This is a genomic window from Natrinema longum, assembly GCF_017352095.1.
Classification (GTDB): domain Archaea; phylum Halobacteriota; class Halobacteria; order Halobacteriales; family Natrialbaceae; genus Natrinema; species Natrinema longum.
Genome location: NZ_CP071463.1, coordinates 803,886 through 828,259 on the forward strand (window position 1 = coordinate 803,886; position 24,374 = coordinate 828,259).

General features: G+C 65.1%; 26 protein-coding genes. 18 read left to right on the forward strand and 8 right to left on the reverse strand.

The window, feature by feature from the left end; translation table 11 throughout:
- Positions 1-3: 3 nt before the first annotated feature.
- From J0X27_RS03915 to J0X27_RS03930, 4 genes are all read right to left on the reverse strand, one after another.
- Positions 4-543, reverse strand: coding sequence for a gamma carbonic anhydrase family protein (locus tag J0X27_RS03915; protein WP_425491937.1), 540 nt, complete (start codon positions 541-543; stop codon positions 4-6).
- Positions 540-824 carry a DUF3006 family protein gene (locus J0X27_RS03920; RefSeq protein WP_207271147.1) on the reverse strand — a complete coding sequence of 95 codons (285 nt, stop codon included), beginning with the start codon at positions 822-824 and terminating at the stop codon, positions 540-542. Before J0X27_RS03920 ends, J0X27_RS03915 begins: the two co-directional genes overlap by 4 nt.
- Before the next feature lie 6 nt (positions 825-830).
- Positions 831-1,880, reverse strand: a complete 1,050-nt coding sequence (locus J0X27_RS03925; RefSeq protein ID WP_207271148.1) for a ComEC/Rec2 family competence protein — start codon at positions 1,878-1,880, stop codon at positions 831-833.
- A gap of 203 nt (positions 1,881-2,083) precedes the next feature.
- A complete protein-coding gene (locus J0X27_RS03930; protein WP_207271149.1) occupies positions 2,084-2,479 on the reverse strand; it encodes an OsmC family protein in 396 nt (131 codons plus the stop codon).
- Positions 2,480-2,859: 380 nt separating this feature from the next.
- Here J0X27_RS03930 and J0X27_RS17835 point away from each other — a divergent pair, with 380 nt between their 5' ends.
- Positions 2,860-3,054 (forward strand): hypothetical protein, encoded by a 195-nt coding sequence (locus J0X27_RS17835; protein ID WP_224214667.1) that lies wholly within the window; start codon positions 2,860-2,862, stop codon positions 3,052-3,054.
- A gap of 12 nt (positions 3,055-3,066) precedes the next feature.
- Entirely contained in the window at positions 3,067-3,666 is a 600-nt protein-coding gene (locus tag J0X27_RS03935) for a metal-dependent hydrolase (protein ID WP_207271150.1), read from the forward strand.
- Between the two features lie 68 nt (positions 3,667-3,734).
- Here the strand turns inward: J0X27_RS03935 and J0X27_RS03940 are convergent, their stop codons facing one another.
- Positions 3,735-4,463 (reverse strand): metal-dependent hydrolase, encoded by a 729-nt coding sequence (locus J0X27_RS03940; protein WP_207271151.1) that lies wholly within the window; start codon positions 4,461-4,463, stop codon positions 3,735-3,737.
- 324 nt (positions 4,464-4,787) lie between these two features.
- Here J0X27_RS03940 and J0X27_RS03945 point away from each other — a divergent pair, with 324 nt between their 5' ends.
- From J0X27_RS03945 to J0X27_RS03970, 6 genes are all read left to right on the forward strand, one after another.
- Positions 4,788-5,051 (forward strand): hypothetical protein, encoded by a 264-nt coding sequence (locus tag J0X27_RS03945; protein ID WP_097378483.1) that lies wholly within the window; start codon positions 4,788-4,790, stop codon positions 5,049-5,051.
- A 90-nt stretch (positions 5,052-5,141) separates the two neighbouring features.
- Positions 5,142-7,349, forward strand: a complete 2,208-nt coding sequence (locus tag J0X27_RS03950) for a DHH family phosphoesterase (RefSeq protein WP_207271152.1) — start codon at positions 5,142-5,144, stop codon at positions 7,347-7,349.
- 126 nt (positions 7,350-7,475) lie between these two features.
- Positions 7,476-7,949, forward strand: a complete 474-nt coding sequence (locus J0X27_RS03955; RefSeq protein WP_207271153.1) for an SHOCT domain-containing protein — start codon at positions 7,476-7,478, stop codon at positions 7,947-7,949.
- A 234-nt stretch (positions 7,950-8,183) separates the two neighbouring features.
- Positions 8,184-8,993, forward strand: coding sequence for a helix-turn-helix transcriptional regulator (locus J0X27_RS03960; RefSeq protein WP_207271154.1), 810 nt, complete (start codon positions 8,184-8,186; stop codon positions 8,991-8,993).
- A 254-nt stretch (positions 8,994-9,247) separates the two neighbouring features.
- Positions 9,248-9,478 carry a DUF1059 domain-containing protein gene (locus tag J0X27_RS03965; RefSeq protein ID WP_207271155.1) on the forward strand — a complete coding sequence of 77 codons (231 nt, stop codon included), beginning with the start codon at positions 9,248-9,250 and terminating at the stop codon, positions 9,476-9,478.
- The gene (locus J0X27_RS03970) at positions 9,475-10,011 is read left to right on the forward strand and encodes a hypothetical protein (RefSeq protein ID WP_207271156.1); all 537 of its coding nucleotides are present in this window, start codon (positions 9,475-9,477) and stop codon (positions 10,009-10,011) included. The genes J0X27_RS03965 and J0X27_RS03970 overlap by 4 nt, the downstream gene beginning before the upstream one ends.
- Positions 10,012-10,193: 182 nt before the next feature.
- On the opposite strand, the gene J0X27_RS03975 is transcribed toward J0X27_RS03970, so the two are convergent.
- Both J0X27_RS03975 and J0X27_RS03980 read right to left on the reverse strand, forming a co-directional pair.
- A complete protein-coding gene (locus tag J0X27_RS03975) occupies positions 10,194-11,264 on the reverse strand; it encodes an AI-2E family transporter (protein WP_207271157.1) in 1,071 nt (356 codons plus the stop codon).
- Positions 11,265-11,531: 267 nt separating this feature from the next.
- Positions 11,532-12,629 carry a nucleotide exchange factor GrpE gene (locus J0X27_RS03980; protein WP_207271158.1) on the reverse strand — a complete coding sequence of 366 codons (1,098 nt, stop codon included), beginning with the start codon at positions 12,627-12,629 and terminating at the stop codon, positions 11,532-11,534.
- Positions 12,630-12,754: 125 nt separating this feature from the next.
- Between J0X27_RS03980 and J0X27_RS03985 the strand changes: the two genes are divergently transcribed.
- Positions 12,755-13,537 carry an NAD(P)/FAD-dependent oxidoreductase gene (locus J0X27_RS03985; RefSeq protein WP_207271159.1) on the forward strand — a complete coding sequence of 261 codons (783 nt, stop codon included), beginning with the start codon at positions 12,755-12,757 and terminating at the stop codon, positions 13,535-13,537.
- Between the two features lie 12 nt (positions 13,538-13,549).
- On the opposite strand, the gene J0X27_RS03990 is transcribed toward J0X27_RS03985, so the two are convergent.
- Positions 13,550-14,749, reverse strand: coding sequence for a polymer-forming cytoskeletal protein (locus tag J0X27_RS03990; RefSeq protein WP_207271160.1), 1,200 nt, complete (start codon positions 14,747-14,749; stop codon positions 13,550-13,552).
- Positions 14,750-15,006: 257 nt separating this feature from the next.
- On the opposite strand from J0X27_RS03990, the gene coaBC reads away from it, so the two are divergent.
- The 9 genes from coaBC to J0X27_RS04035 all read left to right on the forward strand — a co-directional run bounded on the left by coaBC (position 15,007) and on the right by J0X27_RS04035 (position 24,361).
- Positions 15,007-16,179 (forward strand): bifunctional phosphopantothenoylcysteine decarboxylase/phosphopantothenate--cysteine ligase CoaBC, encoded by a 1,173-nt coding sequence (coaBC, locus tag J0X27_RS03995; RefSeq protein WP_207271161.1) that lies wholly within the window; start codon positions 15,007-15,009, stop codon positions 16,177-16,179.
- Between the two features lie 115 nt (positions 16,180-16,294).
- Positions 16,295-16,939, forward strand: coding sequence for a DUF7344 domain-containing protein (locus tag J0X27_RS04000; RefSeq protein ID WP_425491938.1), 645 nt, complete (start codon positions 16,295-16,297; stop codon positions 16,937-16,939).
- Between the two features lie 85 nt (positions 16,940-17,024).
- A complete protein-coding gene (gene hpt / locus J0X27_RS04005; protein WP_207271162.1) occupies positions 17,025-17,594 on the forward strand; it encodes a hypoxanthine/guanine phosphoribosyltransferase in 570 nt (189 codons plus the stop codon).
- 176 nt (positions 17,595-17,770) lie between these two features.
- Positions 17,771-19,417, forward strand: coding sequence for an ABC transporter substrate-binding protein (locus J0X27_RS04010; protein ID WP_207271163.1), 1,647 nt, complete (start codon positions 17,771-17,773; stop codon positions 19,415-19,417).
- A 9-nt stretch (positions 19,418-19,426) separates the two neighbouring features.
- Positions 19,427-20,374, forward strand: coding sequence for an ABC transporter permease (locus tag J0X27_RS04015; protein ID WP_207271164.1), 948 nt, complete (start codon positions 19,427-19,429; stop codon positions 20,372-20,374).
- 3 nt (positions 20,375-20,377) lie between these two features.
- Positions 20,378-21,433, forward strand: coding sequence for an ABC transporter permease (locus tag J0X27_RS04020; RefSeq protein WP_207271165.1), 1,056 nt, complete (start codon positions 20,378-20,380; stop codon positions 21,431-21,433).
- A complete protein-coding gene (locus J0X27_RS04025; RefSeq protein ID WP_207271166.1) occupies positions 21,433-22,515 on the forward strand; it encodes an ABC transporter ATP-binding protein in 1,083 nt (360 codons plus the stop codon). The genes J0X27_RS04020 and J0X27_RS04025 overlap by 1 nt, the downstream gene beginning before the upstream one ends.
- The gene (locus J0X27_RS04030; RefSeq protein ID WP_207271167.1) at positions 22,512-23,834 is read left to right on the forward strand and encodes an ABC transporter ATP-binding protein; all 1,323 of its coding nucleotides are present in this window, start codon (positions 22,512-22,514) and stop codon (positions 23,832-23,834) included. The genes J0X27_RS04025 and J0X27_RS04030 overlap by 4 nt, the downstream gene beginning before the upstream one ends.
- A complete protein-coding gene (locus J0X27_RS04035) occupies positions 23,831-24,361 on the forward strand; it encodes a DUF7974 family protein (protein ID WP_207271168.1) in 531 nt (176 codons plus the stop codon). The genes J0X27_RS04030 and J0X27_RS04035 overlap by 4 nt, the downstream gene beginning before the upstream one ends.
- Positions 24,362-24,374: the final 13 nt, after the last annotated feature.

Sequence of the window (24,374 nt, forward strand, 5' to 3'; positions counted from 1 at the left end):
GTCTCAGTCGATGCGGTCCGACGTCTCCGCGTGTTTTTTCGCGAGTTCGACGTAGCGATCGGCCGTCGCCTCGAGGGCCGGGTCGTCGATCTCGGTTTTCGGTTCCGCGGGCGTCCCCGCGACGAGCGTGGATGCCGGGACCTCGGTGCCTTCGGTGACGACGCTGCCGGCCGCGACGACCGCCCCCTCGCCGACGTGCGCGCCATCGAGGACCACCGCGTTCATGCCGATCAGCGCGCGCTCGGCGACGGTGGCGTTGTGGACGATCGCGCTGTGACCGACCGTCGCGTGGGGCTCGAGTGTGGCCGTCTCGTGGAGGACGGCGTTGTCCTGGACGTTGGCTCCCTCGCCGACGACGATCCGGCCGTGATCGCCACGAAGGGTGGTGTTTGGCCAGACGCTCGCGTCGGCTTCGACGACGACATCGCCGATGACGACCGCGGCGTCGTCGACGTACGCGGAGTCGGCAACCTGGGGTTCGGTTCCGTCGAACGATCGTAGCATAGCCGTTGGTGGCTCGAGAATCGTCTTGAAACTGCTCATTCGTCGGTTCGATCCCGATCCGACAATCGCTCGGAAAGTCGGTCGAACCGCTCGCGGGTCGATTCCCGTCGCTCTCGTTCGATGTCCGCGCGATAAGTCGTCTCGCGTACTGTCCCCGCGTCGGTGACCGTCTCGAAGACGGCACCCTCGTGTCGGCCGTCTTCGGGCAGGCGCTCGAGGGCGAGAAGTTGCTCGTCGACCACGTCGCCGTCGTCCTCCAGCAGGAGGACCGCCGTCTCGTCGACGATGCGGTCGACGACCCCGATCTGTGTGTCGCTCATCGGTTCTCACCCCCGACTAGGTGTGGCAGCGCCATCAATCGATGGCCGGTCGCGGTCGACCGATAGCCCCTCAGGTACGGACTGGGGTTTCGATGGCCCCTCGAGTGCGGAGTGGGTTTCCGTTCGCTCGAGCAGGGCACCCGGGTCGGTCGTCGCGTCGCGTTCCGTGTTGACCGTGATATCGCTCCCGTCGCTCGTGAGGACGATATCGCCGTGAACGCCGGTCCAGTAGGTCTCGATTCCCCGATCGTCGAAGGCCTCGAGGACCTCGTCGTGTGGATGACCGTACTGGGAGTCGCGCGCGCTGGAGACGATCGCAACGGCGGGATCGACGGTCTCCAGGAACGGTGCGCTCGAGGAGGTCGACGAGCCGTGGTGGCCCGCCTGGTAGGCGTCGGCCGCGAGGTCGTCGCCGTGATTCTCGACCAACCGTCGTTCGGTTTCCGCGCCGATGTCGCCGGTCGTCAGGTACGTGAACCCGCCGAACGCGATCGACAGCACGACGCCGTTCTCGTCGACGCCATCCCCCTGCCCGTCCTCGGGCGGGTTCAGAACCGTCGCCTCGAGGGCGTCGTCCTCGAGGGGCAGGGTATCGCCCGCGACGACCTCGAAGAGCCGGACGTCGTAGGCCTCGATCGCGTCGAGATAACCGTCGTAGGTCGCCGTCGTGTGGGGGACGCCGGAGTCGTAGGCCGCGCCGACTCCTTCGCCCTCTTCCTCGAGGTATTCGACGACCTCGGGGTGGCCGCCGATGTGATCGGCGTGGCCGTGGGTCGCGACCAGATGATCGATGCGGTCGATATCGTGAGTCTCGAGGTAGTCGATGACTGCCTGTCCGTCGTCGCGGTACTCACCCGTATCGATCAGGATCGTCTCGTCGGCGGGGGTAACGACGAGCGTCGAATCGGCCTGCCCGGCGTCGATGTGGTGGATCTCGAGGTCGCCGCTGACGTCGCTCGTCGGTCCGCCGTTGCCCCTCGACTCGTCGAACCCGCTGCTACAGCCCGCGAGGACGAGTACTCCGGCGACCGCCACGACCAGCGCGGTTCGTCGCATCGTGTTCCGGCGAGGCACCCCATGGATATGTCCGTTGTGGCCCACACGAGGGCCTGAAAGTGGATTTTTCTAACAGGTTGCAGTCGCGTCGATGGGCATCGTTGGCCGGGAGCCAGCCGACGATGTCTGGTCGGTGAAAAACGGACGGGACCCACCACCCCCATCGTAACTGTCCGGACCGTCCGGAGTCGGCGTCGCCGCTCTCAGAACGCGTCCCCTTCGAAGTTCGTGTCGGCGTGGAGGCTCTCTTTGAGCGCGTCGTGGACCTTGCAGAGTTCGAACGCGCGCTCGAGGATCTCCTCGCCGGTGTCGTCGTCGACGTCCGCCTCGACGCGGATGTCGAACGCGACCGACTCGAGTTTGTCGTCGTCGTTGAGTTCGCCGCTGGTCTCGATCTCGATCCGGCCGAGGTCGTCGGCTCCCCGCTGTTGGCCGCCGACCCGCAACGCAGGGACGTAACAGGAGCCGTACGCCGCCAGCAGCGTCTCGAGCGTGTCGGGGGCGTCCTCGCCGTTGGCGTCGATCGTCGTCTCGAAGTCCCGAATCTCGTTCGTCGCGCTGTACCCCTCGTCTGAAACGGTCGTGACCTGTTTCGCCATGGCAGTCGAGACGTCCACGAGCGACGGTGTAAACGTTGTCCCGTCGGTGTGACAGTCCGGAGTGCGACGGACGGACTCGCGTCGGCTCGATTCGCACCGAGTCGTTAGGACAGGCACCGTCGACTCCGCTCACGGGCGTGCGGTCGGCGCTCGAGATCGTCGCAAAAACGTTTCGACGGCCTGACTCATCGTGCGCTCGAGTCGTGCTTCGAGGGGTAACTCGGCGGCGGGATGCACCGAGTTCGGACGGCTCGTCAGCCACACGGGCGCGTTCCGTTCGAAAACCCCGGCCGTCGTCGGATAGGGCTGGGACCGTCGGTCCCCTGCGTCTGCAGTGGGATGCGATTTATCCGTCGCGCCGGGAGGATTACGAACAGCACATGTCGAGTTTCAACAGCGGGTCGGCAAACAAGCTCAGTATCGTTTCGACCCTGATAGACAGCGCAATGGAGTTCCGGCGCGGGCGTCGGAAGAGCGGGATGTTGCTCCTCGGGGCAGCCGCGCTTTCGTCCCGAATTCCCGGTCTCGGGACGGCCGTCTCGCTGTTACTCCGACTGATTCGGCGACTCCGCTAACTCGAGCGATCGATGGTCGACGTCACTGGCCACCTCGGGATGGCGCTGTTGTTCGCCGCGCCGGCGTGGATGGTCTGGGGGCGACGCGGCTCCCTCGCGTTCACGGGATTCGCGTTAGTGACGGCGATGCTCCCGGATACCGACTTGGTCCTCCAGGGGTACCTCCCGGTCACCCACCACGGGGTGACCCACACCGTCCTGTTCGTCGTTCTGATGAGCATCCTCGCTGGGGTACTCGCTGCCAGATACCTCACCGACTGGTTCAACGCCACTCGTAGGATCCGAAGCTCCGAAATCGCGGGCGAGACGGTGTTCGTCTTCGCGACGGCGGGATTGATCGTCGGCGGACTTAGCCACCTGTTTGCGGACGTCCTATCCGCACCCGATATCGCGGCCCCGCTCTCGCCGTTCTGGCCCGTCTATTCCGAGGCGATAATCGTCGACGTCATCTACTACGACTCGCCGATCTGGAATTTCGGACTGCTCGCCGTCGCCGTCGGTCTCCATCTGGTGCTCGCTCGACGCGAGCGGTACCCACTCGAGACGCGTTATCGGATCGGTGCCCGAACGGAGACCGGCGAGCGCCAGTACAGTGGGGCGAACGAGGAGTAAGGCCCCACGAGATCCGACTTCGTCCGCTCGAACCGTCGAAAACCGTCCGTTCTATCCGACGTCGACGCTCAGGACTCGAGTTCGAACGGCTCGTCGGCCTCGAGGGCGTGGACCGCGGCGTCGCTGCCGGTCCCGCGAACCTCGCTGGCGAAGTCCTCGGGATCCTGCTCGATCGGCGGGAACGTATCGTAATGCTGTGGGAAGGCGTGGTCGACGTCGAGCCAGTCGACGGCGATGGCTGCCTGCATCGGCCCCATGGTGAAGTGGTCGCCGATCGGCACTGCGGCGGCATCGGGCTCGAGGTACGGGCCGACGACCTCGCGCATCTCGGTCATGAGGCTGGTGTCACCGGCGTTGTAGAACGTCGTCGACTCCTCGTCGCTGACCTGCGTCGGCTTCGTATCCGAGATGACGAAGCCGGCGGGCATGCCGCCGCTCGCGTCGTTTTCGGTCATGATCCCGTTCGTGTGGTCAGCGCGGGTCATGGTGACGTAGGCGTCGCCACACTCGACGGTCCCCCCGAGGTTCATCCCCATCCCGCCGACGGCGTCCTCGAAGCCGAACTCGTCTTCGCAGTAGGAGACGAGTTCCGGCGTCGCGACCAGCGTCGCGTCGGCAAACTCGCCCGCGTGAGCGATGTGGTCGGCGTGCCCGTGTGTCAACAGGACGTAGTCGGGCGTCTCGAGATCCGCCGGCTCGAGGTCGGTCTGTGGGTTGTCGAAGAACGGGTCGATCAACAGGTCCGTCTCCCCAACGGTGACGTGCCACGTCGAGTGGCCGTGCCAGGTGAGTTCCATAACCACCCGTGCGTTTGTGCGAATCCACCATAAAAGTGAGCGGAGTCGTCGACTTCCGGTCTGCGGCCGCCAACCCGGTTTCTGGCGGGCTCGTGGTGAAATCAATGATCGATTGTCGGTCCAGGGTGGACGTGTACTATCACCAATATTTATACGTTCGTACTCGGTACGACCGGACGCCGCAAGCGCCCTGACACATCACGCATGCGGTCCGGGATCGCATCCCGTTTGGCGACCCACCACTGCGGGACTCGCGTCCGCGCGCAGTCGCCGCACTGGCCGGCGATGCCGTGCCGTTTTTTACCCGGGGTCCGTACGACACCCATGCTCGCACTCACGCTCGAGGAGTTCATGGTAGAGCTGAACGACGGCGCGATCAAGAACGTCGGTCCGAACAACAAGGCGGCGACGGTCAAACTGTTCGACGTCGACTCGGCCGAGGCCAGGGAGTTCGGTGACAAGCGACTGAAACTCGTCTTCGAGGACGAGGACGACAACGAGATCCAGGTGTCGCTGTTCCCGGAGGACGTTCGGGAGCTCGTCGACGATATCGAGTCGCTCGAGGAAGATTCGCCCGTTTTCGACTGACGGCGGCGCTCTTTCGCGGGTGAAACCGTGGCTCGTGTGGCGAACGCATTTCGACAACAGTTTTAGGGCGAAACCGCTTGGTTCGAGTAGATGGGTAACTGTATCATCTGCGGCACACCCGTTGACGGCGAGATCTGTGAGAGCCACGAGGAGGATGCCGTTTTCGAATTTCGCGGCACGTCCGCCTCGCAGCTTACGCCCGGTCGCTACTACCGGGGAACCGTCGACGGCTACGCCGACTTCGGTGTCTTCGTCGACATCGGAGACCACGTCACCGGCCTGTTGCATCGAAGCGAACTCGACCAACGACTCGAAAGTCTCGACTGGGAACCGGGGGACGACGTCTTCGTCCAGGTACTCGACGTTCGGGACAACGGCAACGTCGACCTCGGCTGGTCGATCCGCCAGCGCGAACGCGAGTTCCGCGGCCACCTGATCGAAACGGCCGACGACGAGCACCGTCCCGAGGACGTCGACGACGAATCGACTGACGACGAGTCGGCGACGGAGACGGCCGACGAAAACGACCGGGAATCGACCGACGACCGCGCGGCCAAAGCCGGCGAGTTGCAGGCGGCCGCCGAGGAAACCGAGCCCGCGTCCGAACCCGACACCGAGTCCGTCGACGAGGGACAGCCTGCGGCCGCGGAACCAACCGGAACAGTGACGAGCAGCGGCTCCGTCGCGACTGGATCCGCCGCCGCCTCGGCACCGGCAACCGACGATGCCGCCGACGCCGAATCCGAGGCCGAATCGGAACCCACGCTCAAGCGGACGACCATCGACGCCATCGAGAATCAGGTCGGCAGCGTCGTCCGCCTCGAGGGCGAGATCACCGGCGTTCGCCAGACCAGCGGCCCGACGGTCTTCGAACTGCGCGACGAGACCGCGACCGTCGAATGCGCGGCCTTCGAGGAAGCCGGCGTTCGCGCCTACCCCGACGTCGAACTCGACGACGTCGTCGCCCTGGAGGGCGAGGTCGAACGCCACCACGGCGAGTTGCAGGTCGAAACCGAATCCCTCGACATCCTCGACGGCGAGGAGCGGGAGACGGTCGTCGACCGCCTCGAGAGCGCGATCGAACGAGAGGCACGTCCGGCCGAGGTCGCGCTGCTGGCCGACCACGAAGCGGTCGCAGCCGTCGAAGACGGCATCGCCGACGCGGCGACCGCGATCCGACGGGCCGTCATGGAAGCACGGCCGATCGTCGTCCGCCACGGTGCGACCGCCGACGGCTACGTCGCCGGGGCGGCCATCGAGCGCGCCGTCCTCCCGCTGATTCGCGAGAAACACACGCGCGAGGACGCGGAGTACCACTACTTCGAGCGCCGGCCGCTCGACGGCCGCGTCTACGACATGGACGCCGCCACCGGCGACGTCACCTCGATGCTCGAGGCCCGCGATCGCCACGGCGAACAGCTCCCCCTCGTCGTGTTGGTCGACGCCGGGTCGACCGTCGAATCCGTCGACGGCTACGACCTGCTCTCGGTGTACGACGCCGACTCGCTCGTCATCGACGACAGTCGCGCCGACGAGGAGGTCGCCGACGCCGTCGACGTCGCCGTCGCACCGTCCCTCGCCGGCGCTGACGTCACCGACGTCACCTCGACCGCACTGGCCACCAACGTCGCCGCCCACGTCAACGACGACGTCCGTGCCGATCTGGAACACCTCCCCGCGGTCAGCTACTGGGAGAACACGCCCGAGGCGTATCTCGACCTCGCAACCGAGGCCGGCTACGACGAGACCGGCGTCTCCGAGCGCCGCGAAGCCGTCGCGCTCGAGGCCTACTACCAGTCGTACAAGGACAAACGCGAACTCGTGATCGACCTGCTGTTCGGCGACGGCGAGGAGTCGGATCGGCCGCGAAACGGCGATCTGGCCGCCCACGTCTCCGAACAGTTCCGCGACAAGCTCGAAACCGAACTCGAGACGGCCCGCGAGAACCTCACGGTGGAAGGCGTCGACGGCGTTACCGTCTCCGTGCTCGACACGGACGCCTTCACCCACCGGTACAACTTCCCGACGACGATCCTGCTGCTGGACGCGCTCCACCGGTCCGAACGCGACCGGGCGGACCCGCCCTACGTCACGCTCGGCGTCGGCGACGACGAACTCCACGTCCGCGCGACCGAACCCGTGAACGTGCGCGACCTCGGTGACGCGATCGCCGAGGCCGTTCCCAACGGCGGGGTCAGCGTCGTCGGCGGCCAGGACGGTCACGTCGAGTTCCTGCCCGGCAAACGCGATGCCGTCCGGGAGGCCGCACTCGAGGCGCTCGGCGAGACGCTCGCGTAAGGCTCGCTCTTCTCCGTCGGCCGCCCGACGCCGAGCGACAGCGCCGTGGGGTCGTCGGCGGTCGGAACCGGTGACCCAACACCTCGAACCACCAACGTCTTTCCACGTCCGAGCGAAAGGAATGGTATGAGCGCAAGCGAGGGACCGGATCACGGACGAGATGCAGGCGATCCGTGGACTCGACTTCGCGAGAACGCGGTCCGCATCGTCTCCCTACTCGTGACGGCGATCTGGCTCGGGGGACTGCTTACCGGTCAATCGTGGTGGCTCCCCGTACTGGTCGTCGGCTACGCCGCCGTCCTCCCGATCGTCACGATCCTGTTTGGCGACGAGACGGCGGGCCACGAGTGGAGCGACGACGAGACGGAGACGACGGAATCCGAACCGACGAGGACGGATTCCCCCAGCGATGCAGGTGGCACGCGCGACGCGCTCGAGACGCTCCGCGAGCGCTACGCTGCGGGCGAGCTGACAGACGAACAGTTCGAACGGAAACTCGAGCGACTGCTGGGGACGAAAACCGTCGAGAACGCCCGAGAGTGGACCCGGGAAGGCGATCGGGAACGCACCGACGGTCGGGAGCGCGAGTACGACCGGTGAGCGAGTCCCCACTGATGTGGACGCCGAGGCGTTCGTGGTGGGTGCCCAGTAACTTCCCCGCGGAGGCGGTCCAACTCGTCGGCGGATCGGCGACCGTCTTCCAACGGTGAGACCCGTTCGGTGGCGTCGAAACGGCGTCGTCCGAAGCCCGCCGTCGAATCGGCGGCTTTCGCTCACGAGCGGCCGGCCGACGACGGGGACCACAGCTATGACACTGGCACGTGTACGATTACCATGATCATAGGTGCCAAAGGATCGCCCCTCGACGACATCGAGTTCCTCGCGCGGTCGGAGCACCGCGTGACCACACTCGAGACGCTGGCGAGGAGTCCCCAAAGCCGGGCGGACCTCCGGGAGCGAACCGATGTCTCCCAGTCGACGATCGGGCGGACGCTGCGCGAGTTCGAGGACCGCCACTGGATCTGCCGGGAGGGACACCAGTACGAGGCGACACAGCTTGGAGCCTTCGTCGCCTCGGGAATGCGAGAGCTAGTCGAACGAATCGAGACCGAACAAAAGCTCCGCGACGTCTGGCAGTGGGTCCCGGCCGAGGCGAGCGGATTCACGATCGAGATGGGGTCCAACGCGGTCGTGACAGTCGCGGAGGCAGACGATCCGTACCGCCCGGTGAACCGGTTCGAGTCGCTGCTCCGGGAGACGGACCGGTTTCGGTTCGTCGGGTTCGACCTGGCCTTGCTCGAACCGTGTAAGGAGGAACTCGCCCGCCGAATCGTCGACGGGATGGACACGGAGATCATCGACCCACCACACGTTGCCAGGCACATCCTCTCGACGTACCCGGAACACTGTTCGAAACCCCTCGAGAGCGGGAACCTTTCGGTCTGGCTACACGACGAGCTGCCCCCCTACGGGGTCGGTATCTTCGATCGACGAATCGGAGTCAGCGGCCACGATCCCGAGAGCGGAGCGGCTCGCGTGCTGATCGATACCGACGCGTCGGCGGCCCGCGAGTGGGCGGAAGCGACCTACGAATCCTATCGCAGTGAGGCCCGGCCGCTCCGGGTCGAACGGATCGGAGAGTGAATCGGACGGCTGGCGTCGATCCCGGCGATTATTCCGTCACGGTGGCTCTGTTCGGGAACTGTGGTGCCGTCAGCGGCACCCGACGACGTCACCGTCTCGGTGACGCGACGGTCCAGGACGCGAACGGTGCTCTCGCTTGCAGTCGACGACCACGTTGCAGCCGTTGCACGACTGACAGCGACTGCACAGATATCACTAGGTGCTTACACAACCTTCCGTCCCGTATCCTCTCTCGCCGAGCGGGGAACGAAACCATGACGAACGACGTACAATCCGAAGAGAGGAGGACAGCACTACAAGTCGCGTGTGATACAGCCGTTTCCGGGTGTGTCTTCCGCATGCGTACCGAGGAAGACGACAAGGATCGCCTGCTGGAGATCGCGCGCGAACACGTCAAAGAACAACACGGCCAAGAGTACTCCCTCGAGGAAATCGACGACCAGCACGTAACCGAGGTCGAGGTCGAAACCGGGACGGGCGAATGAGCGTCGATCGATCACCGACGGACCACGAGACCGGTCAGGAACTCGAACGGGGAGGACGGATCGGCTCGCTCCTGATGGCGCTTGCGGGCATCGCCTTCGTCGGCTACGGGATCGTCTTCCTCGCGAGAACGTTCTTCGGCACCGGCTTCGAACTCGGTGTCGCAACCCTGAACGGGGTCACCCCGGCGGATCTCAACGCGGTCGATCCAGCCGTCGTACACTATATCAACCACCTCCACGTCGCTACTGCGGGGTTTATCATTGCCACCGGGATCGCCATCACGGCGCTTGCGTGGTACGGCGTCCGGAGCGGGCAACTGTGGGCGTGGACGACGGCGATCGTCGCTGCCGTCGTCGGGTTGGCAATCGCACTCCCCATGCACTACGGCGATCTCTTCGCTCACAACTGGGTGACACATCTCGGCCCCATCTACCTCGCAACGCTCGTGTTCGTGGTCGGGGCCGCACTGGCCTACCGGGGCATCCAATCCGAATCCCGGAGCGCGGAAACCGACCGGAGGACTGGCGCCTAGTACCGTTTCACCCGTCGACTGCAGGGTCGAATCGAATCACACCACGTGATTCGACCCTCCAGTGGAGGCGTGGACCGCCACTAGTGGTCCGTCCGACTCTGTTATACACTCGTGGGACCGATTCCAGTGAGCCGAGGGAAAGCGTGGTCGACTACGCGAGGCGGTCCCCGTTTGGGCAGCGATTACTCCGTTTCCGCGAACGCGTTCGCTCGCTCGAGACTGGAGCCCCCCTCCGGACCGAATCGCTCGGTTCGATAGAAAACCGTCACGGTGGCTTTGAGGACCGCGAGCACGACGGGTCCGACGAACAGGCCGATCACCCCGAACAGGGAAAGACCGCCGATGACGCCGAGCAATGCAAGCGCCGGATGAAGGTCGGACCCCCAGTTGACCAGAACGGCCCGGAGGTAGCTGTCGGCAACGGTGAGGACACCGATCCCGTATCCCAACAGGAGAACGCCGCGCACGGGATCGCTCGCAGCCCCGTGAGCGAGCGTCACCGGTCCCCAGACGAGCCAGACGCCGATCGTCGGGAGAAACGCGGCGAACACGAGGATCGCTGCCAGCGTGGTCGCGTACGGGACGCCGAGCAACGCGAGTCCCGCCCCACCGAGTATGCCCTGGACGATCGCGACGAACACGTGACTGCGGAGAACCGCCCAGATGACGCCGTGGACCTCCGTGAACAGGGCCTCGAGCACTCGTGACTCGAGCGGTGTGACCGTCCGCAGCCAGTCGACGAGCGCTGGACCGTCGACCAACAAATAGTACAGCAGGGCGACGAGGACGACCATCCCGACGACGACGTCGATTCCGATCGCCACGATATCGACCGCCCGGGCCAGCGTCAGCTCCACGGCGTTCGAGAGCGTCCCGTCGAGTTCCGATCGGACGGCAGCCTCGACGGCAGCGATCGACTCGTCGGAGACGCCGAGGTCCTCTCGAGCGATCTCGTAGCCGTTCGCGAGGAGTTGGCTGCCGTCGACCGACTCGATCGCCGAGACGGCCGACCGGTGGACGACCAGCGAGATGAGAACCAGCGGGACGATCCCGGCAGTGACAGTACTCCCAGTCAAAACGAGGGCAGCGATCCGCGAACCGAGCCATGGCTCGAGTCGGTCGTACGCTGGCCGGAGGACGACTGCGAACAAGCCGGCGGCCAGTACGTACTCGAGCAGCGGGAGAACCAGGAGGGCGGCGAGCCCACAAAGGACGGCCACGGAGAGGGCGAAAAACGCAGCCAGGGGCTTCATATCTCGACGTTTTTCCTCGAAAGCATAAGTGTTAATATTCGTAACAGAACAGCCGTTCGAATTCGAACCGGTGCAACCGGTAGTCCGCGAACGTGGGAACGATCGAGCAAAAGCCGTCGGGTCGGAACCGCATTCGATCGCACCATCGTAGCCACTGAAAGTCAATGTACACCTGACCGCACGACGGCCTGCGGTCAGTGTGTCAATCGCTTCAGTGGCTACGATATCCGCTTCGTCGGCGAGAATCGGAGAGCCGTACTGTGACTATCAGTCGTCCGTTTCGTCCGCCGGGGTGTCGACGCTCTCGTCGCTGTCGACTTCGCCGCCGAGTTCGATCGCCGCGTCGTCCTCGTCGGCCGTATCGTCGTCGGTCCCAGCACCGCCGGCGTGGTCGGCCGATTCAGCAGCGTCCTCGTCCCCACCCGAGTCGGCGTGTTCGCCGTTCGAGACGGTCACTTGCGCGTTCTGGATGACCTTGTCGCCCATCTCGTAGCCGGGCGTGTACACGTCCGCGATCGTCCCTTCGGGCTGGTCGCTGTCGACCTGCATCATGACCTCGTGGCGCTGCGGGTCGGTTTCGGTACCCGGCTGGGGATCGATCTCGGAGACGTTCTCGTCCTCGAGGATGCGGTCGAACTCCCGGAGGGTCATCTCGACGCCCTCCCGCAAGCTCTCGGCATCGCCGCTGTCCTCCTCGAGTGCGCGTTTCAGGTTGTCGCGGACGCCGATGAGCCGTTCGACGAGGTCCTCGGCGGCGCGGTCTTTGATCTGCTGTTGGCGCTTTTTCGCACGCTTCTTGTAGTTCTGGAAGTCCGCTTGCTTGCGTTTGAGCCGGCTCTTCAGGTCCTCGACCTCGGCTTCGTACTCCTCGAGTCGGTCGTCGCGGTCGGTCAGTGCCTGCTCGTACTCCTCGAGTTCGTCCTGGAGTTCGCCGATGGTCTCGGCCTGGGACTCGATGCGTTCCGTGAGATCCTCGAGTTCCTCGCGTTGGTGGGCGACGGTCCCGTTGAGTGCTTGGGCTTCCTCGACGATCGAGTTGACCTTGTGAGCGAGTTCGTCGTCGTACTCGGTGACTCGATCGAGCACTCGCTGGACGTCCTCGCCAGTTTCGGGTCCGTCACCGGACGCGTCGTCGGCTGGCGTCGGTTCATCCGTCGCTTCCGCCTCGGCACCCCCGGCCGTGTCGACGCTCGAGTCGGCAGCCGGCGCGGGCGGTTCCGAACTCGAATCGTCGGTTTCGGGGCTCGGGTCCGATTCCCCAGCCGTCGATTCCGCGGAGTTCACGTCGGCCGCTTCGCCGTCGTCGGATTCCTCCTCGGACGGGACACCCTGGGCGGACGTGTTCGTGCCCTCGTCTTCGCTCATGTCCCAGTCAACGAACAGCGGTAATAAAAGGGTTGAGGTACCCAGGTCGACGTGGGCGGGCATGGGCTGGCGGTCGGGGCCCAGCGACGGCAACCTTCTATACGGGCGCTGGCAAACCACGACCCATGCGAGACGTCTGTATCGTCGGCGGGGGCGTCGCCGGCCTCGCCGCCTCGATCTTTACCGCCCGTGCGGGACTGGATACCATCGTCGTCGACGCCGGGGGACGAAGTCCCCCGAGCAGCCGGACGCAGTCCGGCGACGGTGGGGAGTCCATCCTCGCGCGGAACGCCAGCCTCGAGAACTACCCCGGCTTTCCGGACGGGGTCGACGCCCGCCGGTATCTGCGATTGACCCGCGAGCAGGCCCGAACAGCGGGTTCCGAGTTCGAACTCGGGCGAGTGACGAGCACCGAGCCGATCGACGAGACGGCTCTCGAGGCGGGGTTCGTCCTCGAGACGGCGGGTGGCGATCCACTCGAGGCCCGGCGGGTGATCGCGGCGTCGTGGCCCGACAGCGAGTATCTCGTTCCGCTGGACGTCGGTCGGATCAAGCGTGGGAGCAAACACTTCGTCTCGGTCGACGAGGCAGGCCGGACGGCCGTCGACGGGGTCTACGCTGCGGGCCGACTCGCGGACGAGCCCCATCAGGCGATCGTCGCGGCCGGCCACGGGGCGACGGTCGGCCTCGCGGTCGTTCACGATTCGGACGCGAACTTCTATCACGACTGGGTCACCCCCGAGGGCTACTTCACCGGCCGCGGCCGCGAGGTGCCGCCGGGCTGTGAAGAGATCGGCGAGGACGAGCGACTCGAGCGCGACGAACGGGCGAGAGCGCGCATGCTCGAGGCGTTTTCCGAGCCGCTAGACGAGGAACCGACGATGCATCCGAGTGTCGAGGGGAAGTAAGGTACCCGCCGTTCAGCAGCCGTTGTTAGTGCCTGCGGTGACGGTTCCCTCGACCGTCGAGGAATCCTTACAGGTCACCGTGTCACCTGTAACGTCGCCGCTGATTTTCGCATCTCCTTTGAGCGTTACGTCGTTATCAGCCGCGGAGACGGTCCCGCTTATCGTCGCGCCATCGCTGAGTTCCAATGTACGACCGGACCCAGTCAACTCGACTTCGCTATCGGCGAGACTGTCTTGCTCCAACGAGACGTCGTATCCGGATTCGACCGTCCCGTCGATTTCAGCCGAATTTCCGATCGTAACTTCACGGTCGGCAGCCACACCACCTTCCACGACCGCATCCTTGGCGAGCGTCACTTCGTCGTCGGACTCGATCGCGCCGCCGACGAAGGCGCGTTCATCGAGCGCGACGTAATCGCTACTATCGATCGGTCCATTGACCGTTGCGTCCTGGTCAACATCTACGGAATCACCGGCATCGACCGAACCAGTGATTTTGCTCGAGTCCCGGACATAAACGCTCTCGTCGGCCGACACAGTGCCGTCGACGACGCTATCGTCCTTGATATCGGCGTCTTTTCCGGTCTCGACGTCCCCGATAATTTTGCCCCCGTCTACTTCGATCCGGGATGTCTTGCTAACGTTTACCTCACCGACCACCGTCGTTTGGTTGTTCACTTTCAATCCGTTGTTCAGTTCGGTTCCGTCGGGGTCGGTGAAGTCACACGAAACGATACCGCCGGTTTCGACGTCGATTTGGTTGCCGTTGTTGAATTTACTCTTGAACGTTGTACACCCGTAATCGGGGTACTGGCCCCGCAGTTCGTACGTCCCGAGCAACACGTTCCCGCCAATCACCTGTAACACGTCCCCTTGTTCGAGCGAGTCTGGACAGTCACTGCTCTCGAGCGTCGTCACGTCCCCTTTTTCGAGTTCGCCGCTGCCGTCCCAGAACCCACAGCTCCCCTCACCCTCGAGTTTGATTTCGGTTTCGCCGGCCGACAGGTCTCGAACGTCGGTCAGACCGACGACGACCTTATCCGTATGTTCCTGATAGGAGAGCTCCGCGTCGGGCTGTTGATCGAAGAGTCCGACACCGAGAAGGGCTGCCGCGAGAACGGCCATCACTAGCGTCACGATTCCGATGAGCAACACCGTTCCGATCACCGCTGACACCCCTCGCTCACCCGGTTGGACCTGACGAATTCCCATTGGTTCGAGTTACAATCACAGCAACAAACAGTTTACGGGGACGTGTTCGCTTCCTATCATCTATGGTGGCGGCTGAAATCATCGCACGCCTGATCGAAGACAGCGTGCGATCAGTGTGTCAATCGTTTCACCGCCTCCGAGACGGCCTCGATCGGTGGTTCCGCCGAGAGATTGCCGGCACTCGAGGCGTCGCCGTCCCCGATTGCCATTTCAACCGACAGTAACCCTAAAGGGTCCCAATCCGAAGTGACGCCCACATGCTCGAGGGAGTCAACGTCGCACTCGGGATCACGGGGTCGATCGCGGCCGTCAAGACGGTCGAACTGGCCCACGAGTTGCGACGGCAGGGGGCCGACGTCCGCGGAGTGATGAGCGACAGCGCACGGGGGATCGTCCACCCGTGGGCCGTCGAGTTCGCGACCGAGAACGAGGTCGTCACCGAGATTACCGGGAGCGTCGAACACGTCGAACTCTGTGGGAACGACGGCTGGGCCGACGTCTTCCTCGTTGCGCCCGCGACCGCGAACACCGTCGGCAAGATCGCGAGTGCGATCGACGATACGACCGTGACGACGTGTGCGACGACCGCGCTGGGAGCCGGGACGCCGATGGTCGTCGCCCCTGCGATGCACGAGCCGATGTACGACCATCCCGGCGTGCTCGAGGCCATCGAGACCGTCGAGGAGTGGGGCGTCGAGTTCGTCGATCCACGCGTCGAGGAGGGGAAGGCCAAGATCGCAAGCGAGGAGGCGATCGTCTGTGACGTCGCCCGCACGGCCGGCGACCGTTCCCTCGAGGGAGCCCACGTCGTGGTCACCAGCGGTGCGACCAGCGAGTCGATCGACCCGGTCCGTGTGCTGACGAACCGCTCGTCGGGGACGATGGGACGGGCCGTGGCGAAAGCCTGCTACGTTCGCGGCGCGGACGTGACGCTCGTCCAGGACGGTCCGGACGTTCCCTACGCCACCGTCAGGGAGGTCGAGAGCGCCCGCGAGATGCTCGCGGCCACCAGCGCAGCCTGCGAGGACGCGGATGCGCTCGTCTCGGCGGCGGCGATCAGCGACTACACGGTCGCGGAAAGCGACGAGAAGATCCGCTCGGGACAGGAGCTCACGCTCGCGCTCGAGCCGACGCCGAAACTCATCGACGAGATTCGTTCCCAAGACCCCGATCTGCCGATCGTCGGGTTCAAAGCCGAAACGTCCGGCGACGAGACAGCGATGATCGAGCAGGCGAGAAAAACGCTCGAGCGGGCCGAGCTGGCCTTCGTCGTCGCCAACGACGCGAGCGTGATGGGTGCAGAGCGGACGAGCGCCCTGCTGGTCCACGCGAACGACGCCGCCCGCTACGAGGGGACGAAAGCGGGACTGGGCGGGGAGATCGCCGATTCGATCGCAACGATACTCGAATCAGAGATGACGGCGGACTAATACAGCGACGAGTCCGTCAGGAGAGTTATATGGGTGGGGTTCATTCGACTGAACTAATGGGTGTCCGACTGGATTCGAACACGACCACAGTAGTGGCCGTAGCCGGTGTCTCGAGGTGATTACCGTGGCGCAACAACAGCACGCCGACGATGGGGTCGAGGGTGACGAGGCCGACGCGGGTGGCGAGGCCGACGTGGATGATGACGCGGACGAACGGCTCTCCAAAGGGGAGATATTCGAACTCCTGCGGAACCAGCGACGGCGCTACGTCCTCCAGTATCTCAAGCAAGACGAGCGGCCGGTCGAACTCGGCGATCTCGCTCAGCAGGTCGCCGCCTGGGAGTACGAGACGACGCTCGATGGCGTGACGCCCGAACAGCGCAAGCGAGTCTACACGACTCTCCAGCAGACGCATCTCCCGAAGATGGACTCGTCGGGGATCCTTCGCTTCGACTCCGATGCGGGCGTCATCACGGTGACCGAGCGAACGCGAGACATCAGCGTCTATCTCGAGATCGTCCCCGGCCGAGAGTTCGCGTGGCGAGAGTTGTACCTCTCGCTAGGTGCGATCAGTTGCGCGCTCGTTGCCGCGCTGTGGCTGGATATCTATCCGCTGACGTACCTGTCGAACCTGGTCTGGATGGCCATTATCGCGGCGACGGTCACGATTACCGCAGTTGCACACATCTACCACGAGCGGAACATGCGGCTGGGACACGGCGATCAGCCGCCCGAACTCAGCTACGGCACCGACGACTGACGGAATGATCGAGTGACGGACGGGATTGCTCCGTGCGCCCCGGTCGTATCGTCAACTTTTACTCCCTTACCCTCCGACCGTCGACATGGATCAACTAAAGCAGTCTCTCCTCGAGGCTCCGATCATCGAGAAGAACGGATACCATTACTTCGTTCACCCCATCAGCGACGGCGTCCCGAAGCTGGATCCGACCCTGTTGCGCGAGATCGTCATCCGAATCATCCGCAAGGCGGAACTCGAGGAAGTCGACCGGATCGTCACCCCCGCAGCGATGGGGATTCACATCTCGACTGCCGTCTCGCTGATGACCGACATTCCGCTGACCGTCATCCGCAAGCGCCAGTACGGCCTCGACGACGAGGTCGCGATCGCCCAGAAGACGGGCTACTCGGAGAACCAGATGTACATCAACGACGTCCGCGAGGGCGAGCGCGTGCTCGTGCTCGACGACGTCCTCTCGACGGGTGGCACGCTCGCGGCGGTCCTCGACGCGCTCGGCGAGATCGGTGCCGAAGTCGTCGATACGGTCGCAGTCATCAAGAAGGTCGGCGGCGAAAACAAGGTCGACGACGCCGGCTACGACGTCAAGACGCTGATCAACGTCGACGTCGTCGACGGCGAGGTCGTCATCATCGACGAGGAAGGCGACCAGTAACCAGCCCGGAACCGAGGCGGATTCCCCGTCGACATAGTTTCACGGATGGAGTATTATTGTGCTTTGAGTAGTCGGTGAAAAAAGATGCCGTCTCCGGGACAGAGAAGGCGATTTCCCGACCGAGTCGGGTCGATTCAGCACAAGGAATATAGTGGCAGGATCTGAACCACACGGCTATGGCAGGGAATAGTGTCGGACTGGGGGGACGAGGGTACCGTCGGCGTTCGGTTTTGCGGGGAGTCGGCGCGGCCGGGATCGGTGGACTGGCCGGCTGTATCCGTTCCAACGACGGGACCAAAGCGGAGGGGGACGCCGAGAAGTTGATCAAAGCGGGGTTCGCGGAGACGGGGGTCGAACCGCCGTTCCGGACGACGATCGCCATCACCGAGGACGACGAGCGAGAGCAGTTCGCACAACTGTTCAAGGCGACACTCGATGGAACGGGCTTTTTCGACGTCTCGATCGACAGTCAGGAGTTCCGATCGCACGTCGATCTGATGCGGAACGCGGCCGCCAGGGACGTAAACGCCATGTTCGTCGCGAGTTGGACTGGCGGGTGGGACCCGGACAGCTACGTCAATATGCTGTTTCACTCGGACAACCATACCCCCAACGGGTTCAACGTCGGCCACTACGCAAACGAGGCCGTCGACGACGGCATCGACGCGGGCCTCGTGGAAACGGACCCCGACGAACGGATCGCCATCTACCGGCGACTACAGGAAACCCTGGTTGCTGACTCGCCGATATCGTTCGTTCGGTTTAGCGAATCCACCCACGTCTGGGACGCCGACACCGTCAGCGGCTGGCAGACGTATCCCCTCGAGCCGGGCGCGTACTACGCCGTGTACGCCCCCTGGGCCGGGACCTACACGGAACTCGACGACGGCAGCGAGTTCGTCGGTGATCTCGGGAGCGACATCGCGACGACCGATCCGGTCTCGATGACCGACACCGTGTCCAGTCACGCGACGGCACTGGTCTACGAGGGACTCGTCGCCGTCGATTTCGACGGCGAGAGCCAGCCGTTGTTGGCCACCGACTGGGAACGACTCGACGGGACGACCGTTCGGATGCACCTCAGGGAGGGCGTCCAGTTTCACAACGGCGAGGAACTCACCGCAGCACACGTCGCGGGCTCGTTCGAACGCTACGAGGGCACGCTCCGGGAAACGGACGTCTACGACTGGTACGAGGGAAGCGAGATCGTCGACGATCACACCATCGACATCGAGTGCTGGCGGGAGTATGGGCCCCTCGAGACGGCGCTTTTCAACGTCCCGATCGTCCCGATGGCGGCGATCGACGGCGAGCACGACCTCGAGTCGGAGCCGGTCGGAACCGGCCCCTACCGATTTGGCGACTACGACAGCGGCAGCCACTGGCGACTGGAACGGTTCGACGATCACTGGTTCGAGGGAGACGACACGGTTCCGTCGACGGCACCGGTCGAAACCGTCACGCTCGAGATCATCACGGAGACGGCGTCCAGACAGGCCGCACTCGAGGCCGGCAACATCGACTTCAGTTACGGTCTCCCGTCGGCAAACGTATCCGAGTTCGAAAGCGACGGCGCGTACGGCGTCGGTCGCCACATCGGCGGCGGGTTCGATATGGTGATCTATCCCTGTTACCGAGCGCCGTTTACGAGCGCGAAGGTTCGCCGGGGCTGTAACATGTTGCTCCCGCGTACGGAAACGCTCGAGACCGTCTACGACGGGGTCGGTCAGCTGGCTTATACGCCGATCTCGCCGCTGCTCGAAGCGTACAGCGACGAGACGTTCCAGGAGACGATCGCCGACGAATACGTCCGTCAGAACTAATCACGATTAATGTCGCTCGGCAGATACGTCTGCAAACGGCTGTTGGTCACCGTTCCGGTCCTCGTGGGCGTTACGGCGCTGACGTTCTCGTTCGTCCACGTCCTGCCGGGCGATGCGGTCGACGCGATCGTCGGGTACCGAGACGTCGCACCCGGGACCGAAGCGTCGATTCGAGCCGAGTATCGCCTCGACCGACCGGTTTGGAAGCAGTACCTGCTGTGGCTGTGGGACGCCCTCAGCCTCGAGTTCGGGCGGTCTCCGATCACCGGCCGACGCGTCGCGGCGACGATCGGCCGGCGACTTCCCGCGACGCTCGCGCTCGGCGGGGCTGCGTGGCTGCTCGCGCTCGCCATCGGCGTTCCGGCCGGTATCGTCGCCGCGGTCAGACAGGGCGAGCCGGCCGACGAACTGAGTCGGCTCGCTGCACTCGCGGGCATCGCGACGCCGAACTTCTGGCTCGGACTCGTCTTGTTGCTGGTCTTTAGCGTCCGGTTGGGCTGGTTCCGGGTTATTCCTCCCGACGCGCCGCTCGTGAGTCTCGCGATGGCGAAATTCATGATTTTACCGACGCTCACGCTCGGAACGGCCTCGGCCGCGTTCGTCACGCGATTGCTTCGATCGTCGATGCGACGGGAACTCGACGCGGCGTACGTTCGAGCCGCACGCGCGAAGGGATTACGTGAGCGAACCGTGATCCTGAAACACGTGCTGCGAAACGCTTTGTTGCCGGTCGTGACGGTCACTGGGATCCAGTTGGCGTTCCTGATCGACGGTGCGGTCGTCGTCGAACAGATCTTTTCCTGGCCCGGCATGGGACGGCTGCTGGTCCGATCGATCCTGCAGCGAGACTATCCGGTCATCCAGGCCGGGGTCTTGCTCATCGGCGTCACGATCGTCCTCGCGAACCTCCTCGTCGACATCGTCTACGCGGTACTCGATCCACGCATCCGATACTGAACTATGAGTGACCGACAATCCACCACCGAACGCGGCCAGATCCGTATCGTCGGCTTCGACGATGCGGCGTCGCGTTCGGCGACGGCGACGGCAGCGACGAGCGAGACAGACTCGACGGAACCGGGACGCGGTCGCCTCGAGAACGCATGGGTTCGGTTCCGGCAGAATCGTGCGGCGATGGGTGGGCTGGTCGTGCTCGGCGTGATGGCAGCGCTTGCGATCTTCGGCCGGCCGATCGAGGTGTCGACGGCGGAGTACACGCTCACGCTCCAGCCGTTCGCGCTGGCTCCCCACGACCCCCACGAACCGTTCGTCGGGCCGGCGAACGCGCCCCCCTCCTGGTCGCATCCGTTCGGAACCGACTGGGCGGGACGCGATCAGTTCGCCCGCGTACTCGTCGGCGGCCGCTACACCCTCGGCATCGGCCTCGTCGCCGTCGCGGTGGCGCTGTGTATCGGGATCCCCCTGGGTGCGATCGCGGGCTATTTCGGCGGCTGGGTCGACGAAGTCATCATGCGACTCGTCGACGTGCTGTACGCCTTCCCGTTTCTGGTCCTGGCGATCGCGATCGTCCCGATCCTCGAGCCGGTGCCGATCCTCGACGGGGGTATCTGGACGGTGGTGATCGCACTCGGGATCACCGGCTGGCTCAGCTACGCTCGACTGTTACGCGGCGAAATCCTCTCCGTGCGGGAACGCGAGTACGTCACGGCTGCCAGAGCGCTCGGCGTCCCGGATCGGCGGATCATTCACAGACACGTCGTGCCGAACGCGATCGCGCCGGTCGTCGTGCAGGCGACGCTCAACGTCGGCACGGTCGTCCTCACGGCAGCGGCGCTTGGCTTTCTCGGCCTCGGTCTCGAGCCCGGGAGCGCGGAGTGGGGTGCGATGCTCTCGCGAGGTCGTGACACGCTCGTGCAGGGGTACTGGCACGTTACCGTCTTCCCGGGTGCGGCGATCTTCCTGTTCGTGCTGGCGATCAACCTCGTCGGGGACGGGATCAACGACGCGCTCGATCCGGGTCGAGACGGCAGCGACGACCGGAGGCGGATGCGCTGATGGCGCTGCTCGAGGTCGAGGATCTCGTCGTCCAGTTTTACACCGATGACGGCGTGGTTCGGGCGGTCGACGGGATCAGCTACGAGATCCGGGCGGGCGAGACGGTCGGGCTGGTCGGCGAGAGCGGGGCCGGCAAGAGCGTCGCCAGCCTCGCGTTGCTTCGCCTGATCCAGGCACCCGGCGAGATCGTGAGCGGCGAGATCCGATTTCAGGGACGGGACGTCCGGGAGTGCTCGGCCGAGGAGCTCAGAGCGATTCGGGGCAACGAGATCGCGATGGTTTTCCAGGACGCCGAGGCGGCGCTCGACCCGGTCTACACGGTCGGCGAACAGATCGCCGAAGCGGTTCGTGCCCACGACGACGTTACCGACACCCAGGCCCGCGAGCGGGCGATCGATCTTCTCGAGCGGGTCGGCATCCCGAACCCGGCGACGCGGTACGCGGACTACCCCCACGAGTTCTCGGGGGGAATGCAACAGCGAGTCGTCATCGCGATGGCGCTGTCCTGCGATCCCGCCTTGCTCGTCTGTGACGAGCCGACCACCGGGCTCGACGTCACCGTCCAGGCCGGCATCCTCGAGTTGCTCGACGACCTCGCCCGGGAGTCCGAGACGGCGATCCAGCTGGTCACCCACGACCTGGGGATCGTCGCCGAGTTATGTGACCGGGTGGTCGTCCAGTACGCCGGCGAAATCGTCGAGCGCGCACCGGTCGAAGCGCTGTACTACGATCCGAAACACCCCTACACCGTCGGGTTGCTGGCCTCGATCCCCCGACTGGGCGACGACAGCGAGCGTCTCACGACGGTGCCCGGAACGACGCCATCCCTCGTCGATCCGCCGACCGGCTGCCGGTTCCACCCGCGCTGTCCCTACGCCGAGACGGCGTGTGCCAGACGCGCGCCGCCGCTCGTCGAGACCGACTCGGGAACGCCAGCCGCCGACGCCGGTCCCGAGACGCACCTCGCCGCCTGCCTCGAGTACACCGGCGACCTCGAGGAGGGGCTGGACTACGACGTTCAGGTCCGAGACGAGGGCGGCGGAATCGATCCCGACCCGGAACGGCGAGGTGAGTCGGGATGACGGCGACGAGCGACGAGACACTCGTCCGAGCCGAGGGGCTCGAGAAATACTATTCGTCGACCGACGGGATCCTCGATCGGCTGCTCGGCCGCGGCGAGACGGTCCGGGCGGTCGACGGCGTCGACCTCGAGATCCGCGAGGGGGAGACGCTCGGGCTCGTCGGCGAGAGCGGCTGCGGGAAGACGACGCTTGGCCGAGCGCTCGTCGGACTGCTCGAGCCAACTGACGGGACGATCTCCTATCGCGGGACCGAACTCGCCGACCGCTCCCGGTCGGAACGCCGGGCGTTGCGGACCGAGATTCAATATCTCTTCCAGAACCCGATGGCGAGCCTGAACCCACAACTGACGGTCGACGAGATCGTCGGCGAGGCGCTCGCAGTTCACGACATCGTTCCTTCAGGGGAACGTGACGCGCGCGTGCGCGAGTTGCTCGAGACGGTCGGGTTGCAGGCCGACCACGCGACTCGGTACCCACGCGAGTTCTCGGGGGGCCAGCGCCAGCGGATCGCCATCGCGCGTGCACTCGCCGTCGAACCCGAATTCGTCGTCTGTGACGAACCGGTTTCGGCACTCGACGTCTCGGTGCAAGCGCGGATCCTCAACCTGCTTTCCGACCTGCAAGCGGAGTTCGGACTCTCCTATCTGTTTATCGCCCACGATCTCTCCGTCGTCGAACACATCGCCGACCGGGTCGCCGTCATGTATCTCGGCGAGATCGTCGAAACCGGGACGACCCCCGAGGTCTTCGACGATCCGTCACATCCCTATACCGAGGCGCTGTTGTCGGCGATTCCCGAACCCGATCCCTGCTGGGAGGGCGACCGGATCGTCCTCGAGGGGTCGGTGCCATCGCCGACGGATCCCCCCTCCGGGTGTCGGTTCCACACGCGCTGTCCGCAGCTCGTCCCGCCGGCGGCGTACGATATCGATGGTGAGACCGTCCGTTCGATCATGGCGCTTCGAACCCGACTCGCCGAGGCGAATGCGGACGCGGGCCTCGACGCACTGTACTCGAGAGCCGACGGCCCCGAGGACCGATCGGCAGCGCTCCGGGACGCGACCGGGATTCCCCGGCGGCTCTCCGACCCGAACGCGGAGGCCGCCTTCACGAACGCCCTCGAGCCCGCGATGGACGGCGATCTCGAGGCCGCACGACGGCGTCTCGCCGAAGCGTTCGAGACGCCCTGCGAAACGACCGAGCCGGAACTGGCCGCGGGGGCAGCCCAGCACCCGATCGCCTGCCATCGGTTCGACGAGCGATTCGAGGGCGACGACCGGGGCGGGGGAGACGGCCCCACTCGAGAGGGACGACGATGAGACGGATCTACCAGTCTCGCGCGCTCGAGCGCGCGGACGACGAGCCGTTCGCCCCCGGTGGCCTCGAGGACGACGAGCCAACCGCTCGAACGATCGACTGGGCGGCGTTCAGCCACGCGGTCACCCCGACGGCAGTTCGCCACCGGGCGATCGACGTCACCGTCTCGACGGAGAGACGCCGGTACGAACCCGGTGACCCAGTCGAACTCCGCATCGAGTTTCGGAATCGCCTCCCGATCCCCGTCCGGATCCGGACCGAGTCGCCGAACCGCTGGCGGTGGCGGGTCGACGGGCTTCGCGAAGCCTCCCAGGTCCCGCGGGCCGTTCCCGACCGACCCGCGATCTTTTCGTTCGCACGAAACGAACGGAAACGCTTCCGTCGCCGGTGGCCCCAGCGGATCCGGGTCGCCGACGACGAGTGGGTGCCCGTCGATCCCGGAACCTACACCATCGACGTCGGTGTTACCCGCGCGGACGCCAGCGCTCGCGGACTCGTCGATCGAACCGAAATCGAGATCGTGGAGTGAGTCACCCCTCTCC

Bases quoted from the DNA above. Each gene is read 5' to 3' on its own strand.
- J0X27_RS03915 (WP_425491937.1), bottom strand. From the start codon at position 543: ATGAGCAGTTTCAAGACGATTCTCGAGCCACCAACGGCTATGCTACGA.
- J0X27_RS03920 (WP_207271147.1), bottom strand. From the start codon at position 824: ATGAGCGACACACAGATCGGGGTCGTCGACCGCATCGTCGACGAGACG.
- J0X27_RS03925 (WP_207271148.1), bottom strand. From the start codon at position 1,880: ATGCGACGAACCGCGCTGGTCGTGGCGGTCGCCGGAGTACTCGTCCTC.
- J0X27_RS03930 (WP_207271149.1), bottom strand. From the start codon at position 2,479: ATGGCGAAACAGGTCACGACCGTTTCAGACGAGGGGTACAGCGCGACG.
- J0X27_RS17835 (WP_224214667.1), top strand. From the start codon at position 2,860: ATGTCGAGTTTCAACAGCGGGTCGGCAAACAAGCTCAGTATCGTTTCG.
- J0X27_RS03935 (WP_207271150.1), top strand. From the start codon at position 3,067: ATGGTCGACGTCACTGGCCACCTCGGGATGGCGCTGTTGTTCGCCGCG.
- J0X27_RS03940 (WP_207271151.1), bottom strand. From the start codon at position 4,463: ATGGAACTCACCTGGCACGGCCACTCGACGTGGCACGTCACCGTTGGG.
- J0X27_RS03945 (WP_097378483.1), top strand. From the start codon at position 4,788: ATGCTCGCACTCACGCTCGAGGAGTTCATGGTAGAGCTGAACGACGGC.
- J0X27_RS03950 (WP_207271152.1), top strand. From the start codon at position 5,142: ATGGGTAACTGTATCATCTGCGGCACACCCGTTGACGGCGAGATCTGT.
- J0X27_RS03955 (WP_207271153.1), top strand. From the start codon at position 7,476: ATGAGCGCAAGCGAGGGACCGGATCACGGACGAGATGCAGGCGATCCG.
- J0X27_RS03960 (WP_207271154.1), top strand. From the start codon at position 8,184: ATGATCATAGGTGCCAAAGGATCGCCCCTCGACGACATCGAGTTCCTC.
- J0X27_RS03965 (WP_207271155.1), top strand. From the start codon at position 9,248: ATGACGAACGACGTACAATCCGAAGAGAGGAGGACAGCACTACAAGTC.
- J0X27_RS03970 (WP_207271156.1), top strand. From the start codon at position 9,475: ATGAGCGTCGATCGATCACCGACGGACCACGAGACCGGTCAGGAACTC.
- J0X27_RS03975 (WP_207271157.1), bottom strand. From the start codon at position 11,264: ATGAAGCCCCTGGCTGCGTTTTTCGCCCTCTCCGTGGCCGTCCTTTGT.
- J0X27_RS03980 (WP_207271158.1), bottom strand. From the start codon at position 12,629: ATGAGCGAAGACGAGGGCACGAACACGTCCGCCCAGGGTGTCCCGTCC.
- J0X27_RS03985 (WP_207271159.1), top strand. From the start codon at position 12,755: ATGCGAGACGTCTGTATCGTCGGCGGGGGCGTCGCCGGCCTCGCCGCC.
- J0X27_RS03990 (WP_207271160.1), bottom strand. From the start codon at position 14,749: ATGGGAATTCGTCAGGTCCAACCGGGTGAGCGAGGGGTGTCAGCGGTG.
- coaBC (WP_207271161.1), top strand. From the start codon at position 15,007: ATGCTCGAGGGAGTCAACGTCGCACTCGGGATCACGGGGTCGATCGCG.
- hpt (WP_207271162.1), top strand. From the start codon at position 17,025: ATGGATCAACTAAAGCAGTCTCTCCTCGAGGCTCCGATCATCGAGAAG.
- J0X27_RS04010 (WP_207271163.1), top strand. From the start codon at position 17,771: ATGGCAGGGAATAGTGTCGGACTGGGGGGACGAGGGTACCGTCGGCGT.
- J0X27_RS04015 (WP_207271164.1), top strand. From the start codon at position 19,427: ATGTCGCTCGGCAGATACGTCTGCAAACGGCTGTTGGTCACCGTTCCG.
- J0X27_RS04020 (WP_207271165.1), top strand. From the start codon at position 20,378: ATGAGTGACCGACAATCCACCACCGAACGCGGCCAGATCCGTATCGTC.
- J0X27_RS04025 (WP_207271166.1), top strand. From the start codon at position 21,433: ATGGCGCTGCTCGAGGTCGAGGATCTCGTCGTCCAGTTTTACACCGAT.
- J0X27_RS04030 (WP_207271167.1), top strand. From the start codon at position 22,512: ATGACGGCGACGAGCGACGAGACACTCGTCCGAGCCGAGGGGCTCGAG.
- J0X27_RS04035 (WP_207271168.1), top strand. From the start codon at position 23,831: ATGAGACGGATCTACCAGTCTCGCGCGCTCGAGCGCGCGGACGACGAG.